Origin of the sequence: Caballeronia sp. GACF4 (genome assembly GCF_023631025.1) — a bacterium.
GTDB lineage: Bacteria > Pseudomonadota > Gammaproteobacteria > Burkholderiales > Burkholderiaceae > Caballeronia.
This window is the reverse complement of sequence record NZ_JALQDW010000027.1, coordinates 52804-66543: the sequence shown is the minus strand read 5'-3', so window position 1 is coordinate 66543 and position 13740 is coordinate 52804. Positions and strand designations below refer to the sequence as shown.

The window sequence follows — 13740 nt, the reverse complement described above, 5'->3', positions numbered from 1 at the left end:
TCGCCCGACAAAAAGGCAACCGTCTATAGCCATCAATCCCGACTATGCGAGACATGGCGGGAAAGTGGAACCAAGCAAAATTCATTTGCATAGAAGATGGTGCGGATGGCGCGGCGCCTCGCCGCGGTGAAGATTGCTGCTAGCGCCTGAGCGCCGCAAACCGCTTGTTGCGCTGGTCGATCCACATCCGCGCCCAGCGCAACGCATACGCGACCGCGTGATCCGCCTCGAAGAAGTAATCGAGTGCATCGAACGTGAACGACGAGCCGTGCGGCGACACCTTGTTCTCGATAGTCAGGTTTGCCGCGAACAGGCCGCTCGGCATGGCATGGGCAGACGGTGCCACGTCGTATCCCTTGTATCGCATGGAGGTCTCCGTTTATGCGCGTGCGGACCGTAGCGTCCGCGACGTTTTTATCCTAGTACGCGCGCCATGCCGCACCAACGAAGCCTTTGGTCTTAGCAAATTAACAACGCGCTCACTTGGATAGGATCGTTACGCCTTCGCGGCAGCGAGGACCTTGACGCGCGCGGCTATCTCCGGGTCCATTGGCGTGTAGACGATCATGCCGAGATCGGGCCGGCCATCGACGGAGAATGCGGAATACTCCAACTCGATCTGACCGAGCACGGGATGAAGCAGGCGCTTGATGCCATTGCTGTCGCCGTGGTTCAGCACATCGTTGTCGCGCCATAACGCCTCGAATTCCGGGCTTGCGCCGCAGAGTTCGTCCACGAGTTCGCTCACCTCGGAAGCGAGTCCGGCACGCGCCACATCCGCTCTGAACGCGCCCACGACGAAGCGCGCGACGCTTTCCCAATCGTGCTGCTTGGCCCTGACGGTGGGATTGCGGAACAGGAACTGCAGGATATTGCGCTCACCGGGCGGCAGCGTGCCGTAGTCGGTCAGCACGACAGCGGCGGCGCGGTTCCACGCGACCACATCCCAGATGGCGGTCTTGATGATTGCCGGACTCGCTTCGAGCGAATCGAGCAGGCGTTGCAAGCGGGGATGAACGCCTTCGACCGATTTGTAGCGCACTTCGGGCGGCCGCCCGAGGCCCAACATGAAGAGATGCTCGCGTTCGGTATCCGTCAGCATCAATGCGCCGGAGATGCGGTCGAGCACTTCCGCCGATGGCGCGCCGCCCCGCCCTTGTTCGAGCCACGTGTACCAGGTCGGGCTGATATGCGCGCGCTGCGCGACCTCTTCCCGGCGCAGGCCGGGCGTTCGTCTGCGCCCGGAATATCCGAAGCTCGCCGGGTCGAGCCGCGAGCGACGGCTCCTCAGGAAATCGCCCAGCGATCGTGCCGTGTTGACTGACATGAAGACCCTGTTAGTCGCTTTACCATGATGAAGTCACTACTTTAACGGGATAAGAAACGATCGGATAGTAAGCGGGTCACGACCAGGGAGCTTTGACCATGCGTATTTTTCTGACAGGCGCGACCGGTTTTATCGGCTCGGCCCTCGTTACCGAACTCATTCGCGCCGGGCATCAGGTGCTCGGCATGACGCGCTCCGACGCGGGTGCGCAAACGCTCGAGAAAGCGGGCGCCGAGGTTTATCGCGGCACGCTGGAAGAGCCGGACAGTCTCGTCGCTGGCGCGGCGCAAGCAGACGCCGTCATCCACACGGCTTTCGATCACGACTTCTCGAGGTTCGTCGAGAACTGCGAGAAGGACAAGCGCGTCATTGCCGCGCTCGGCTCGGCGCTCGAAGGCTCGGACCGGCCGCTCGTCATCACGTCGGGAACCGGGATGGGCGGTGGCGCGCATGGCGAGGCGGCGAGCGAGGATGTGTTCAACGCGAGTCATCCGAACCCGCGCATCGCGTCGGAACTCGCGGGTCATGCGTTGCTGGACGCGGGCATCAACGTCTCGGTCGTGCGGCTGCCCCAAGTCCACAATCCGTTCAAGCAGGGACTCATTACGCCGCTCGTCGAGGTCGCGCGGAAGAAAGGCGTATCCGCTTATGTCGGCGATGGCCAGAACCGCTGGCCGGCGGGTCATCTGTCGGATGTCGCGCGGCTTTATCGGCTGGTCGTGGAAAAGGGCGAACGGGGCGCGCGATATCACGCAGTGGGTGAAGAAGGCGTCAGCAGCCGTGAGATCGCCGAGTCGCTGGGACGAGGCCTGAAGCTGCCGGCCGTTTCCGTCGCGCCGGAGGAAGCCGCCGCGCATTTCGGATGGATGGCCATGTTCGTCGGTCTGGACATGCCCGCATCGAGCGCGTTGACGCAGGCGCGGCTCGACTGGCATCCGACCGGGCCGACGTTGATCGCCGATCTGGACGAGGCGCGGTATATTTAACGCTTGAACGCGCGGCGCGGCGCCTCGGCATGAGAGCGCTGCGCATCGCTTTTGGATCGCTTAGGTGGCGGTGAAGTGTCTTCGACGCAAACGTCGAGGACGCTCTCGCGGAAGCGTTCACTTGCCGACGTCAAACCGTCAACCACCCAGCAACGACTTGCCTTGCGACAGTATCTTGTCGCAGACCTGCTTGGTAATCTGCTCCTTGAGCCCGCCGCCACTCAGATCGACCTTGCCGCTGCCGCTATTGAGAATGCCCTTGGAGCCGTCGGTGTATCCGCTATCGCTCGTCGATGCACCGCCCGGCAGCTTGCTCATCAAGCCGTCCTTGACCGATGAAGCGCCACCGCCGAGGTAGTTGTTCTTGATGCAATACTGGAGCACGCCGGCTACGTTGCCCGTGCTGTTCGATGTCAGCGATTGCAACGACATCCCGCTGCCCAGACTGCCGAGGCTGCTCAGTCCGCCACCGGCTCCGCTATTGCCCCCCTGATTGAGCAGATTGCCGAGCTGCGCATGCGCGGCGGGGACATACGCGAGCGTCGCGGCGAACATCGTAGCGGCCAGGGTGGAACGAGTGCGTGAGATCATGCGAGCCCTCTCTCTTCGTTGAAAACATCCTCCACTATAGTGCGTTTCGAAGAAGCGGCGACCCGGACTCGAACCCTTCGATGAAACAGTGCTCGCGAGATCGAGCAATGCACGCGCGCCACGCGTTCAGACAAGCTTACGGAATGTCGACCCGATGCGCTTGCCTAAACGGTCCGACTTGTCGAACTGTGCGATCGGCTCGTGCATGCGGAGCGCATCTTCGAACGTCGGCGCCAAGTGTCGCGCCGTTTTTTACGCCGCGCATCAGGGTGCGGTTTCAATGAAGACCAAAGCAGTCGCGATGTGATTTGCTACGCATAAAACATTGGTAGCCGCGGCACGTGAAGTGCCTATAGTCGAAGGCTTTACAACGACCATAGCGCCTGCTCCATGAAACACACGACCCGTCGTCAACTCCTCGCCAGCCTCGCCTCTTTTGCACTTGGAACCGTCGTTCTCGCACCGATGCACGCGCGCGCGGAGACACGCGAGGTCGTCATCGGCTATCAGGACATGGTCGTGCCGTGGCGCTATGCGCAGGCAAGCGGCGCGGTCGAAAAGGCGACCGGCTACAAGGTCACGTACCGCAAGCTAGGCAGCGGCGCGGACGTGATCCGCGCGCTGGCGTCCGGCTCGATACACGTGGGCGAAGCAGGGTCGAGCCCGATCGCGGCCGGCCTGTCGCAAGGCGTCGATCTCTCGCTCTTCTGGATTCTCGACAACATCAACGACGCTGAAGCGCTCGTCGTGCGCAACGGCTCCGGCGTGACGAAGCTCGCTGATCTGAAGGGCAAGACGCTGGGCCTGCCGTTCGTATCGACCTCGCATTTTCATGCGCTCGTGGCGTTGCAGCAGGCGGGCGTCGATCCTTCATCGGTGAAGATCGTCAACCTGCGGCCGCCTGAAGTGGCGGCGGCGTGGGAACGCGGCAATATCGACGCGACCTACATCTGGGACCCGGTGCTCGCCAAGGTCAAGCAGAACGGCAAGGTGCTCGTGACATCGGGCGAAGTTGCGAAGGAAAGCGGCAAGGCGACCTTCGATGGCTTCGTCGCCTCGCGCAAGTTCGCGCAGGACAACGCCGCGTTCATGGCGGGTCTCACCAAGGTGCTCGCCGATACCGACGCGCAATACCGCGATCACAAAGCCGACTGGACCGCCGGTTCGAAACAGGTCGAGGCCGTGGCGCGAGAGTCCGGTGCAACCGCCGCCGACGTGCCCGCGAGTCTCTCGCTCTACGCCTTTCCAAGCGCGAGAGAACAGGCGTCGCCAACCTGGCTCGGCGGCGGTCAGCAATCCGGCGCTGCAAAGTCGCTCACGGCCACCGCACAGTTCCTCAAGCAACAAGGCACGATCCAGAACGTCCTTGCTGACTATTCGACGGGCGTCGATCCGCGCTTCGCGCAGCAGGCCGCGAAATGACTTCGCTGTCCATCCGCAATCTCGGCGTCACGTATGAAGGCGCGAGCGCGCCCGCGCTCAAGGGCGTCGATCTGCAAATCGGCAGCGGCGAGTTCGTCGTCGCGCTCGGCGCTTCCGGATGCGGCAAGACCACGCTGCTCAATTGCCTTGCAGGCTTTCTCGATCCAACCGAAGGCGAAGCGTCGCTCAACGGCGAGCCGATTCTCGGGCCGGGCGCGGAACGCGGCGTCGTGTTCCAGAAGTACGCGCTCATGCCCTGGCTCGACGTGCTCGACAACGTCGCGCTCGGCTTACGCTTTCGCGGCGTCAAGCGCGACAAGCGTCGCGAGATCGCGCGCCGCACGCTTGCCCTCGTCGGCCTCGCGCAATACGAGCACGCGAAGGTCTATGCGCTGTCGGGCGGCATGCAGCAGCGCGTGGGCATCGCGCGGGCGCTCGCCAGCGATCCCGAAGTGCTGCTGATGGACGAACCGATGGGCGCACTCGATGCGCTCACGCGCGAAACCGTGCAGGAACTCGTGCTCGATGTCTGGGCGCGCACGCAAAAGACGGTGTTTTTCATCACGCATAGCGTGGAGGAAGCGCTCTTTCTCGCCACGCGTCTCGTCTTGATGACGCCGGGTCCGGGCCGTATCGAGGAAGTGCACGAACTGCCGTTCTCGCGCGAGTACGTCGCGAATCGCGATGCCCGCGCGGTGAAGGCATCGCCCGCGTTCATCGAGTGGCGCGAGCGTCTGACGCGGCGATTGCATCGTCCTATCACGGAGGCCGTGTGACGCAGCCCGTTCAGGAGGCCCGCTTCGCTCCACCCTCGGAAAACGCGGCTGTGCCTCGCGCCCGGCGCGCGAAGCGTGGCAAGCGCTATCGCGGCATGCCGGGCGCAGGACCCACTGCGATGCCGAGCACGTTATGCGTCGTGGCGATCGCCGTGCTGTGGTGGGCGACCACGCATTTTCACTGGTTACCACCGCTTTTTCTGCCGTCGCCCGAGGCCGTGTGGCGTGCTTTCATCGATGCCGTGCACGGGCGCATTCAGGGCGGTCTGCCGCTATCGGAGCATCTGCTGTGGAGCGCGATTCGCGTGTTCGGCGCGTTCGCGCTCGCGGTCGTGACGGCGGTGCCGGTCGGCATTTTGATGGGCGTGAACCGGATTGCGCGCGGCGTGCTCGATCCGCCTCTGGAGTTTTACCGGCCGCTGCCGCCGCTCGCTTATCTGCCGCTCGTCGTGATCTGGTTCGGTATCGATGAAACCGCGAAGATCGTCGTCATCTGGCTCGCGTGTTTCGCGCCGATCGCCATGGCCGCGCGCGCGGGCGTGCGCAGCGCGACCACCGAGCAGGTGAACGCCGCGTGGTCGCTCGGCGCGAGCTTCCGGCAAGTGGTGCGGCATGTCGTGCTGCCCGCCGCGTTGCCCGAGATTCTGACGGGCTTGCGCATAGCGGTCGGCTTTGGCTGGACCACGCTCGTCGCGGCGGAAATGGTCGCGGCTAACGCCGGTCTCGGACAGATGGTGCTGAACGCGTCGAGCTTTCTGCGCACCGACGTAGTGGTGATGGGCATCGTGCTCATCGGTGCGATTGCGTGGATCTTCGACTTCGGCATGCGCGCGCTGGAACGGCGGCTCGTGCCGTGGAAAGGGCGTTGAAAAGCGCGCCTTTCACGCAATCATCGCAGCGAAGACAAGCGCGATGCTTTTCTCAAGCGGTCGTCGAAGCTCGCTTCTCGATGGGCTGCGGCGGTCACAAGGCAGCTTCGCGAACCGAAAGACATCGTCCGCGAAGGCAAGGCGCGATTGCCTTCCTTCGCGAACGACTTCATGCGGCTACCCGTGGTCAAGCCGAATCAATCGAACACGACCACCTGCCGAATAGCTTTTCCCTCATGCAGCAGGTCGAAGCCATGGTTGATCTCGTCGAGCTTCAGGCGTCCCGTGAGCAGCTTGTTCACGGGCAAGCGGCCTTGCGAATAGAGATCGACGTAATGGGGAATATCGCGTGACGGCACGCACGTGCCGATATAACTGCCCTTCAACGTGCGTTCCTCCGCAACGAGACTCACCGCCGGCAGCGGCCAGTTGGCGGTCGATGGCGGCAGCCCGGCGGTCACCGTCATTCCGCCGCGACGCGTGATGCGATACGCGAGATCCAGCGCGCGAGTCGAGCCCGCGAATTCGAATGCGAATTCGACGCCGCCCGAACTCAGCGAGCGAATCTGTTCGAGCGCATTGTCCTGACCCGCGTTGACCGTATGCGTGGCCCCGAGCGCGCGTGCCTGTTCGAGCTTGTCGTCGGCCAGGTCGATGGCGATGATCTGCCGCGCGCCCGCCGCGTGTGCACCGATGAGCGCGGCGAGACCGACACCGCCCAGCCCGATCACCGCCACCGACGCACCGACTCGCACCTGCGCCGTGTTGACGACAGCGCCGACGCCCGTGAGCACCGCGCAGCCGAAGAGCGCGGCATCGCCGAGCGGCACGGCGGGATCGATCTTCACGACCGAGCGGCGCGAAACGGTCGCGTACTCGGCGAACACGGAGCAGCCGAGATGATGGTTGAGCGGCTCGCCCCCATGCGAAAGCCGCCGCTCGCCGGACAGCAGCGTGCCGGCGCCGTTCGCGGCCGCGCCCGGCTCGCACAACGCCGGCCGCCCTTCGGCGCACGGGGCGCAGTGTCCGCAACTCGGCACGAACACGACGACCACGTGATCGCCCACTTTCAAATCGGTCACGCCCGCGCCGAGTTCCTCGACGATGCCGGACGCTTCATGCCCAAGCGCCATCGGCATGGGACGAGGCCGGTCGCCATTGATGACCGACAGATCCGAGTGACACAACCCCGCCGCCGCGACCTTGATCAGCACTTCGCCCGGGCCGGGCGGCGCAAGCTCGACCTCTTCGATGCGAAGCGGCTTCGATTCCGCGTAAGGCGTGGCCGTACCCATCGCGTTCAGAACTGCTGCCTTGATCTTCATTTCGTCCCCTCGATGCCGCGGTTGCCGAGTTCCTCGACAAGCACGCGAATGTTTTCCGAATAGTCTACCGGCACGATCACGAGCTGCACGCCGCCGTCCTCGAACGCGCCCTCCAGCGCCGGAACCAGCCCTTCGGCCGATTCTACGCGCCGCCCTTTCGCGCCGTAGGCATCGGCATACTTGAGGAAGTCCGGATTGCCGAAGGTGAGGCCCCAGTCGATGAACTTGTCGACGGCCTGCTTCCAGCGAATCATGCCGTACGCGTCGTCCTGAATGATGAGCACCACGAGGTTCAGCTTCAGCCGCACCGCGGTTTCCAGCTCCTGCGAATTCATCATGAATCCGCCGTCGCCGCACACCGCCATCACGCGCCGCTCGGGGTGGAGAAGCGCGGCCATCATCGCGGATGGAAGGCCTGCGCCCATCGTCGCCAGGGCGTTGTCGAGGAGCAGCGTGTTGGCGCTGCGTGTGCGGTAACAGCGCGCGAACCAGATCTTGTACATGCCGTTGTCGAGCGCGACGATGCCATCGGCGGGCATGACTTCGCGCACGTCGTGGACGATCCGTTGCGGCGTCAGCGGAAAGCGCGATTCGTCGGCGCGGTCGAGCGTGCGCTTCAGAATGCCTTCGCGCAGCGGCGCCAGCGCACCCGCGCACGGCAACCTGCCTTCGACGCGCGCGGCGAGGCGCGACAGGCTCAAGCCCAGATCGCCGACCACTTCCGCATGCGGAAAGAACACCTGCTCGACATTGGCGGGCGTGTAGCCCACATGGATCACCTGCGGCCCCTTCGGTCCCATGAAGAACGGCGGCTTTTCGACCGTGTCGTGACCGATTGCGAGGATCAGGTCGGCGCGGTCGATCGCTTCGTGCAGATAGTCGCGCTCGCTGAGCGCGGCCGTGCCCATCCACAGCTCGGTGGCTTCGTCGTTGCCGATAGCCGCGACCGTGCCCTTGCCCATCTGCGTGTTGAAGAACGGAATGCCGGTGCGGCGAATGAAGTCGGTCAACTGGCCCGCGAGCCGCGGCCGGTTGCTCGCCGCGCCGAACATGACGAGCGGCCGTTCGGCGTGCATCAGCAAGTTCGCGGCGCGTTCGATCGCGGCGTCATGCGCGACGGGCAGTTCGACCGGATGCCTGGGAACGATGCCCACGTCGTCGCTCACTTCGGTGGCCGCCACGTCTTCCGGGAGTTCGAGATGCACGGGGCCGGGACGCTCTTCGGCGGCGAGCCGGAACGCATCGCGTATGACCGTCGGAATACTCGCGCCGCTCACGATCTGCCGCGATGCCTTGGTGAGTGGCTTCATCGTCGCCACGATATCGACGATCTGGAAGCGCGCCTGCCGCGAGGTCATGATGGCCTTCTGGCCGGTGATGAGGATCATCGGCATGGCGCCGAGTTGCGCGTAAGCCGCCCCGGTGACGAGGTTCAGCGCGCCGGGACCGAGCGTCGCCATGCACACGCCCGGCTGACCGGTCAGACGACCGTGCGTGGCCGCCATGAAGGCCGCCGACTGCTCATGGCGCGTCACGATGAGCTGAATGCTCGATTTGCGCAGCGATTCCACGACATCTAGGTTTTCCTCGCCCGGCACGGCGAAGATACGATCGACGCCTTCGTTTTCGAGCGCCCTGACAAACAGGTCGGATGCTTTCATTGGCAGTCTCCTTGCAACGCGAGTTCGCGGGTCATTGCGCCGCGCTCGGTGAGAATGGTCGACAGGTCCATGATCTGCGGAAGGAAGATGCGCGGGTCCATTAGCCGGACCTGACGCACGATGGGCGCAAAGTCCATATGCGCGAGGATATCGCGTTCGAGATCGATACCCGGTGCGATCTCCGTGAGTTCGAGTCCCTCGGGCACGCGACGAAACACGCAGCGTTCGGTCACATACAGCACGGGCTGACCGCGCGCGGCCGCGAATTCGCCATTGAAAGTGATCTGTTCGACGCGCTCCACAAACTTTTTCTTCGCGCCTTCCGCGATGATCTCGAGCCGCCCGCTTTCGATCTGCACCTTGAGTCCGCCCGCCGTGAAGGTGCCCGCGAACACCACGGAGCGCGCGTTCTGACTGATGTTGATGAAGCCGCCCGCGCCGATGAGCCGCGCGCCGAAGCGGCTCACGTTGACGTTGCCGCCGCGGTCCACTTCGGCCATGCCCAGGCAGGCGAGATCGAGACCGCCGCCATCGTAGAAATCGAATTGCTGATTCTGATGCAGGAGCGCATCGACATTGATCGCGGCGCCGAAATCGAGGCCGCCGAGCGGCATGCCGCCGATCACGCCTGGCTCGGCGGTCAAGGTCAGATGACTCAGCAAGTGCTCCTCGCCCGCGACAGCCGCCACCACTTCAGGCACGCCGATCCCGAGATTCACGACGCCGCCTGGCGGCAACTCGAACGCACAACGGCGTGCGATCACCTTGCGCTCGTCGAGCACGGGGCTTTTCATCTCGCCGACCACGGCTTTCGTTTCGGCGGAGAACGCTGGGTCATAGGCCGTGCCGTATGTCTGCGGCTGCGCGCCGGCGGACGCGAGCACGATGCGATCGACGAGAATGCCCGGCACCACCACCGCGCGCGGATCGAGCGTGCCGCTTGGAACGATCCGCTCCACTTGCGCAATCACCAGACCTTTGCCGTTATGCGCGGCCATGGCGATAGCTTGCGCGTCGAGCACGAGCGCTTCGCGCTCCATCGTGATGTTGCCGTCGGTGTCGGCCGTGGTGCCGCGAATCAGCGCCACGTCGAGCGGAAAGGCTTTGTAGAGCAGCCACGGTTTGTCATCGATCTCGATGACGCTGACGAGCTCTTCCGTCGTGCTCGCGTTGATCTTTCCGCCGCCAAGCCGCGGGTCGACGAACGTACCGATTCCGACTTGTGTGATCGTGCCCGCGCGATGCGCCGCGATATCGCGGAACAGATGCGACATCGTGCCGAGCGGAAGGTTGTAGGCTTCGATCAGGTCGTCGGTCGCCATGCGTGCAAGCTTCGGCACGAGCGACCAGTGTCCGCCGATAGCGCGCCTGATGAGCCCCGGCAGCGCGATGCGGTTGAGTCCGCGCTCGCCGCCGTCGCCCGGTGCGGCGGCGAAAACGACCGTCAGATCGCGTGGCGTGGCGGAGCTTCGGAAACGCTGTTCCAGCGCGATCAGCAATTCATCGGGTGTACCGATGCCGACGAATCCCGAGCAGCAGACGGCGTCGCCGTCGCGGATCAGTCCGATCGCTTCGTCGGCGGTCGCAATCTTGTCTGTCATGGCGGGACCTCTCTAAGCCAGCAAAATCACCGGAGTGCTCCAGGCGTGGCCGCAATAAAAAGCCCGCTTAAGCGGGCGTTGGCGACGGATGTCACATTCCCGGAAACTTCACGCCGAATGTTTGGGGCTGGTGTTCAATAGCTCGATGCTGGCGTTGGTCGCACCAGTCACGCTATCCACCGTGCTCTCGCTTGCATCGAGAATGAGCTTGGGCGCAGCGCTTGCCGCATGCGCGGACGAGGCCACATCCGATATCGAAGCAATCGACTTTTGCACTTGCGACGAGCCTTGCTGCATGGCCGATTCGAACGCGCCCTTCATGCCGGAACCGTATTGCTCGTACTGGCTGCGCGCTTCCTTGAGGATGTCGGCTTCCGTCTCACGAACGATCTGGAAGAAGTGGCGCGCATAAGCGGCCGACTTCTCCGGCACTTCCGCGAACAGCGTCCACTGAAAACCCATGAAGTCGCCCGGTTTCACGTCCGAACCCGACGTGAGGACCGAGGCGCTTTCCTCGAACACAGCCTTGACCGTCTGCACATTCAGATCGGCAAGCTGTTGAAGTCCCATCGCATAGCGCTTCGTGATGCCGAAAAACGCTTCGAGTTGTGCCGTTGCCGCCGGTGCCGATGATTGAAGAATAGGAAACATTGTCCGCTCCATAAAGAGGTACGTACGAGCCGATCCGTGGGTACGGCGCCCGTTTTTGCTGCATTGCAACAATGAGTCCATCATACGGGAGTGGTCGCATGCGTCAAGCGAAGTTTTCGTGATCTTTCGGTTTCCTGATGTTTTCCATCGGCGACACCCTTGAAGCGATTCGAGCAAGATGCGTCAAGTCGAATGAACCGGTCTTGGCGCGCTTCGGAGTGGAAGCTGCTTTTCTTTCCAAAGCATTGGGACAAAGTAATGGTGTTATCGTGTATTCACAAGCATCGATGGTTCCAGGCCCCGATGTTGCTGAGACAAGTCATCTCATGCTGGCATGCAACAAGAACGTCCTCATCCGATGCATACATCAGGTGAATGGCGGCGCTTGGCGAAGCTGGCAAAATCTCCTGGGTCGTGTCGAAGGTCGAGGCGTTCGGTTGATCGCCCTAGTACGCCCGTTAATCCTTTGGACCCACCTCCATGAAGCTCCGCGTCGGTTTTCAATTGACCTATAACTGCACTCAGGCCACGCCTGCGGTGCTCATGCTCAACACGCATCCTTCCATGTCGGACAAGGTCGTCGTTGCCGATCGCATTACGTTCGATCCGCCGCTCGCGTTCACGCACTATTACGACGGCTTCGGCAACTTGTGCACGCGTATCGTGACGCCGTCTGTGGGTCCGCTCGTCGTGGCGACCGAAGGCGTGCTCGAAGTGCCCGATACGCCGGAAAGCTATCCCCTGGAAGATGGTCAACTCCCGGTCGAACAACTTCCCGACGAGTGTCTACAGTTTCTGCTGGGCAGCCGCTATTGCGAAACCGACTTGCTTTCCAACTTCGCGTGGCAACGGTTCGGCGGACTGCCGCAAGGGCGAACCCAGGTTCTCGCCATCTGTGATTACGTGCACGCACACATCAAGTTCGACTACAAGACGGCACGGCCCACGCGCACGGCTTCCGAAGCGCATCAGGAAGGCATCGGCGTGTGCCGCGATTACGCGCAACTCGCGGTGGCGCTCTGCCGCGCCCTGAACATTCCGGCGCGGTATTGCACCGGCTATATCAGCGACGTGAACCTGCCGCCGCCTTATGCGGACCAGGATTTCTGTGCATGGTTCGAAGCCTATCTCGGCGGAACCTGGCAGACTTTCGATCCGCGCAACAACGCACCGCGCACTGGCCGTGTACTCATGGCGCGCGGCCGCGATGCGACCGACGTGCCTATCAGCATGACCTTCGGGAGCGCGGCGCTGGTCGACTTCAAGGTGATTTGCGAGCCGTGCGAATGACCTTCGCGTCCACCTTCAGAACGCCCACGAATCGTCCGTTATGAAAGCGTTTCACTGCACCGACTGCGGACATCTCATCTTCTTCGAAAACGTTCAATGCGAACGCTGCGGGTCGATGCTCGGCTTCATTCCGGAAACGGGCGAGATGAGCGCATTCGTCAAGCTGAAGGGGCCTCGGTGGGAAGCGAAGCCGGCGGACGGCGACGTTCGCTACAAGCCGTGCCACAACTATTCGGTCGAAAAGGTTTGCAACTGGATGGTGCCGGAAGACTCGCCGGACCCGTTCTGTCATTCTTGCCGTCTGACCGCCGTGATCCCGAATCTGAAAGCGCCGCGCCGTCGTTATTACTGGGCCAGACTCGAAGCCGCGAAGCGTCGTTTGCTGTACACGCTCGCCGTGCTGGGATTGCGGGTCGACACACGCAAGGAGCATCCGGAAACCGGGCTCGAATTCGAGTTTCTCGAAAGCCGCCGCGGCAAAAAGGTGCTGACGGGACATCATAGCGGCCTCATCACGATGAACATCGCCGAGGCAGACGACGTGCGTCGCGAACGCGTACGCATCGCCATGCGCGAGCCCTACCGGACTTTGCTCGGTCACTTCAGACACGAGATCGGCCACTACTACTTCGATCGCCTCGTGGTGGGCGCGCGGCGAACGGCGTCGTTCCGCACGCTCTTCGGCGATGACCGGGCGAGTTACAGCGAAGCGCTTTCCCGCCACTATCGCAACGGCGCGCCTGCCGACTGGGCGACGAATCACGTCAGCGCCTACGCGACCATGCATCCCTGGGAAGACTGGGCGGAAACCTGGGCGCACTATCTTCATATCGTGGATACCACCGGCACCGCGCGCGCATGCGGCATCAACATCGCGCCGGTGAGCCGCAAAGGTCCTAACTTCGCCGCGCAAGTGCTGCCTCACTCGCCGAGTTTCGAATTGCTGATGAAGCAATGGACGATGCTGACGTACGCCATGAACAGCCTTAACCGAAGCCTCGGCATGCCGGACCCGTATCCGTTCACGCTCGCACCTGGCGCCGTGAAAAAGCTGAGGTTCATCCATCGTCTGATCGAGGCGCAGAGCCTCGAGCATGAACACGATCGCGTGGAAGCAAACTCGCCCTGAGTCCGCATTGAAGGACATTGATAGGTCAACGCGGCGATAAGTGTTCTTCGCCCGCCGCGCGACACCCTCAAGCAGATCCCACCTATTTGCTCCCGACCGCATGCGCGAACCT

The 13740-nt window shown here is 63.0% G+C and carries 13 protein-coding genes; 6 read left to right on the top strand and 7 right to left on the bottom strand.

The window, feature by feature from the left end; all coding sequences use genetic code 11:
• Positions 1-139 precede the first annotated feature (139 nt).
• Together NCR40_RS26240 and NCR40_RS26235 are read right to left on the bottom strand one after the other, a co-directional pair.
• A complete protein-coding gene (locus NCR40_RS26240) occupies positions 140-367 on the bottom strand; it encodes a hypothetical protein (RefSeq protein WP_244830270.1) in 228 nt (75 codons plus the stop codon).
• 129 nt (positions 368-496) lie between these two features.
• Positions 497-1327 carry a helix-turn-helix transcriptional regulator gene (locus tag NCR40_RS26235; RefSeq protein ID WP_250494312.1) on the bottom strand — a complete coding sequence of 277 codons (831 nt, stop codon included), beginning with the start codon at positions 1325-1327 and terminating at the stop codon, positions 497-499.
• A 98-nt stretch (positions 1328-1425) separates the two neighbouring features.
• Here NCR40_RS26235 and NCR40_RS26230 point away from each other — a divergent pair, with 98 nt between their 5' ends.
• Positions 1426-2313, top strand: coding sequence for an SDR family oxidoreductase (locus tag NCR40_RS26230; protein WP_250511148.1), 888 nt, complete (start codon positions 1426-1428; stop codon positions 2311-2313).
• A 138-nt stretch (positions 2314-2451) separates the two neighbouring features.
• Here the strand turns inward: NCR40_RS26230 and NCR40_RS26225 are convergent, their stop codons facing one another.
• The gene (locus tag NCR40_RS26225) at positions 2452-2904 is read right to left on the bottom strand and encodes a YjjA family protein (RefSeq protein ID WP_284507869.1); all 453 of its coding nucleotides are present in this window, start codon (positions 2902-2904) and stop codon (positions 2452-2454) included.
• 390 nt (positions 2905-3294) lie between these two features.
• Between NCR40_RS26225 and tauA the strand changes: the two genes are divergently transcribed.
• The 3 genes from tauA to NCR40_RS26210 are packed head-to-tail and all read left to right on the top strand — an operon-like array spanning position 3295 to position 5971.
• Positions 3295-4326: a taurine ABC transporter substrate-binding protein gene (gene tauA / locus NCR40_RS26220; protein ID WP_250511147.1), complete on the top strand. Its 1032-nt coding sequence runs from the start codon at positions 3295-3297 to the stop codon at positions 4324-4326.
• The gene (locus NCR40_RS26215; protein WP_250511146.1) at positions 4323-5102 is read left to right on the top strand and encodes a taurine ABC transporter ATP-binding protein; all 780 of its coding nucleotides are present in this window, start codon (positions 4323-4325) and stop codon (positions 5100-5102) included. Before tauA ends, NCR40_RS26215 begins: the two co-directional genes overlap by 4 nt.
• Before the next feature lie 50 nt (positions 5103-5152).
• Positions 5153-5971, top strand: a complete 819-nt coding sequence (locus NCR40_RS26210) for an ABC transporter permease subunit (protein WP_250511145.1) — start codon at positions 5153-5155, stop codon at positions 5969-5971.
• A 197-nt stretch (positions 5972-6168) separates the two neighbouring features.
• Here the strand turns inward: NCR40_RS26210 and NCR40_RS26205 are convergent, their stop codons facing one another.
• From NCR40_RS26205 to phaP, 4 genes are all read right to left on the bottom strand, one after another.
• Positions 6169-7296, bottom strand: coding sequence for a zinc-dependent alcohol dehydrogenase family protein (locus NCR40_RS26205; RefSeq protein WP_250511144.1), 1128 nt, complete (start codon positions 7294-7296; stop codon positions 6169-6171).
• The gene (locus NCR40_RS26200; protein ID WP_250468172.1) at positions 7293-8957 is read right to left on the bottom strand and encodes an acetolactate synthase large subunit; all 1665 of its coding nucleotides are present in this window, start codon (positions 8955-8957) and stop codon (positions 7293-7295) included. Before NCR40_RS26200 ends, NCR40_RS26205 begins: the two co-directional genes overlap by 4 nt.
• Positions 8954-10558, bottom strand: a complete 1605-nt coding sequence (locus NCR40_RS26195) for an acyl CoA:acetate/3-ketoacid CoA transferase (RefSeq protein ID WP_350029327.1) — start codon at positions 10556-10558, stop codon at positions 8954-8956. Before NCR40_RS26195 ends, NCR40_RS26200 begins: the two co-directional genes overlap by 4 nt.
• A gap of 108 nt (positions 10559-10666) precedes the next feature.
• On the bottom strand, positions 10667-11209 hold the full coding sequence (phaP, locus tag NCR40_RS26190; protein ID WP_250511143.1) for a TIGR01841 family phasin: 543 nt from the start codon (positions 11207-11209) through the stop codon (positions 10667-10669).
• Between the two features lie 480 nt (positions 11210-11689).
• On the opposite strand from phaP, the gene NCR40_RS26185 reads away from it, so the two are divergent.
• Entirely contained in the window at positions 11690-12499 is an 810-nt protein-coding gene (locus NCR40_RS26185) for a transglutaminase-like domain-containing protein (RefSeq protein ID WP_244830261.1), read from the top strand.
• 40 nt (positions 12500-12539) lie between these two features.
• On the top strand, positions 12540-13628 hold the full coding sequence (locus tag NCR40_RS26180) for a zinc-binding metallopeptidase family protein (protein ID WP_250468168.1): 1089 nt from the start codon (positions 12540-12542) through the stop codon (positions 13626-13628).
• Positions 13629-13740: the final 112 nt, after the last annotated feature.

What these genes read in the sequence shown, in the direction of transcription:
- NCR40_RS26180 (WP_250468168.1), top strand. Translation starts at nt 12,540, where the DNA reads ATGAAAGCGTTTCACTGCACCGACTGCGGACATCTCATCTTCTTCGAA.
- phaP (WP_250511143.1), bottom strand. Translation starts at nt 11,209, where the DNA reads ATGTTTCCTATTCTTCAATCATCGGCACCGGCGGCAACGGCACAACTC.
- NCR40_RS26185 (WP_244830261.1), top strand. Translation starts at nt 11,690, where the DNA reads ATGAAGCTCCGCGTCGGTTTTCAATTGACCTATAACTGCACTCAGGCC.
- NCR40_RS26195 (WP_350029327.1), bottom strand. Translation starts at nt 10,558, where the DNA reads ATGACAGACAAGATTGCGACCGCCGACGAAGCGATCGGACTGATCCGC.
- NCR40_RS26225 (WP_284507869.1), bottom strand. Translation starts at nt 2,904, where the DNA reads ATGATCTCACGCACTCGTTCCACCCTGGCCGCTACGATGTTCGCCGCG.
- NCR40_RS26230 (WP_250511148.1), top strand. Translation starts at nt 1,426, where the DNA reads ATGCGTATTTTTCTGACAGGCGCGACCGGTTTTATCGGCTCGGCCCTC.
- NCR40_RS26200 (WP_250468172.1), bottom strand. Translation starts at nt 8,957, where the DNA reads ATGAAAGCATCCGACCTGTTTGTCAGGGCGCTCGAAAACGAAGGCGTC.
- NCR40_RS26240 (WP_244830270.1), bottom strand. Translation starts at nt 367, where the DNA reads ATGCGATACAAGGGATACGACGTGGCACCGTCTGCCCATGCCATGCCG.
- NCR40_RS26205 (WP_250511144.1), bottom strand. Translation starts at nt 7,296, where the DNA reads ATGAAGATCAAGGCAGCAGTTCTGAACGCGATGGGTACGGCCACGCCT.
- NCR40_RS26215 (WP_250511146.1), top strand. Translation starts at nt 4,323, where the DNA reads ATGACTTCGCTGTCCATCCGCAATCTCGGCGTCACGTATGAAGGCGCG.
- NCR40_RS26235 (WP_250494312.1), bottom strand. Translation starts at nt 1,327, where the DNA reads ATGTCAGTCAACACGGCACGATCGCTGGGCGATTTCCTGAGGAGCCGT.
- tauA (WP_250511147.1), top strand. Translation starts at nt 3,295, where the DNA reads ATGAAACACACGACCCGTCGTCAACTCCTCGCCAGCCTCGCCTCTTTT.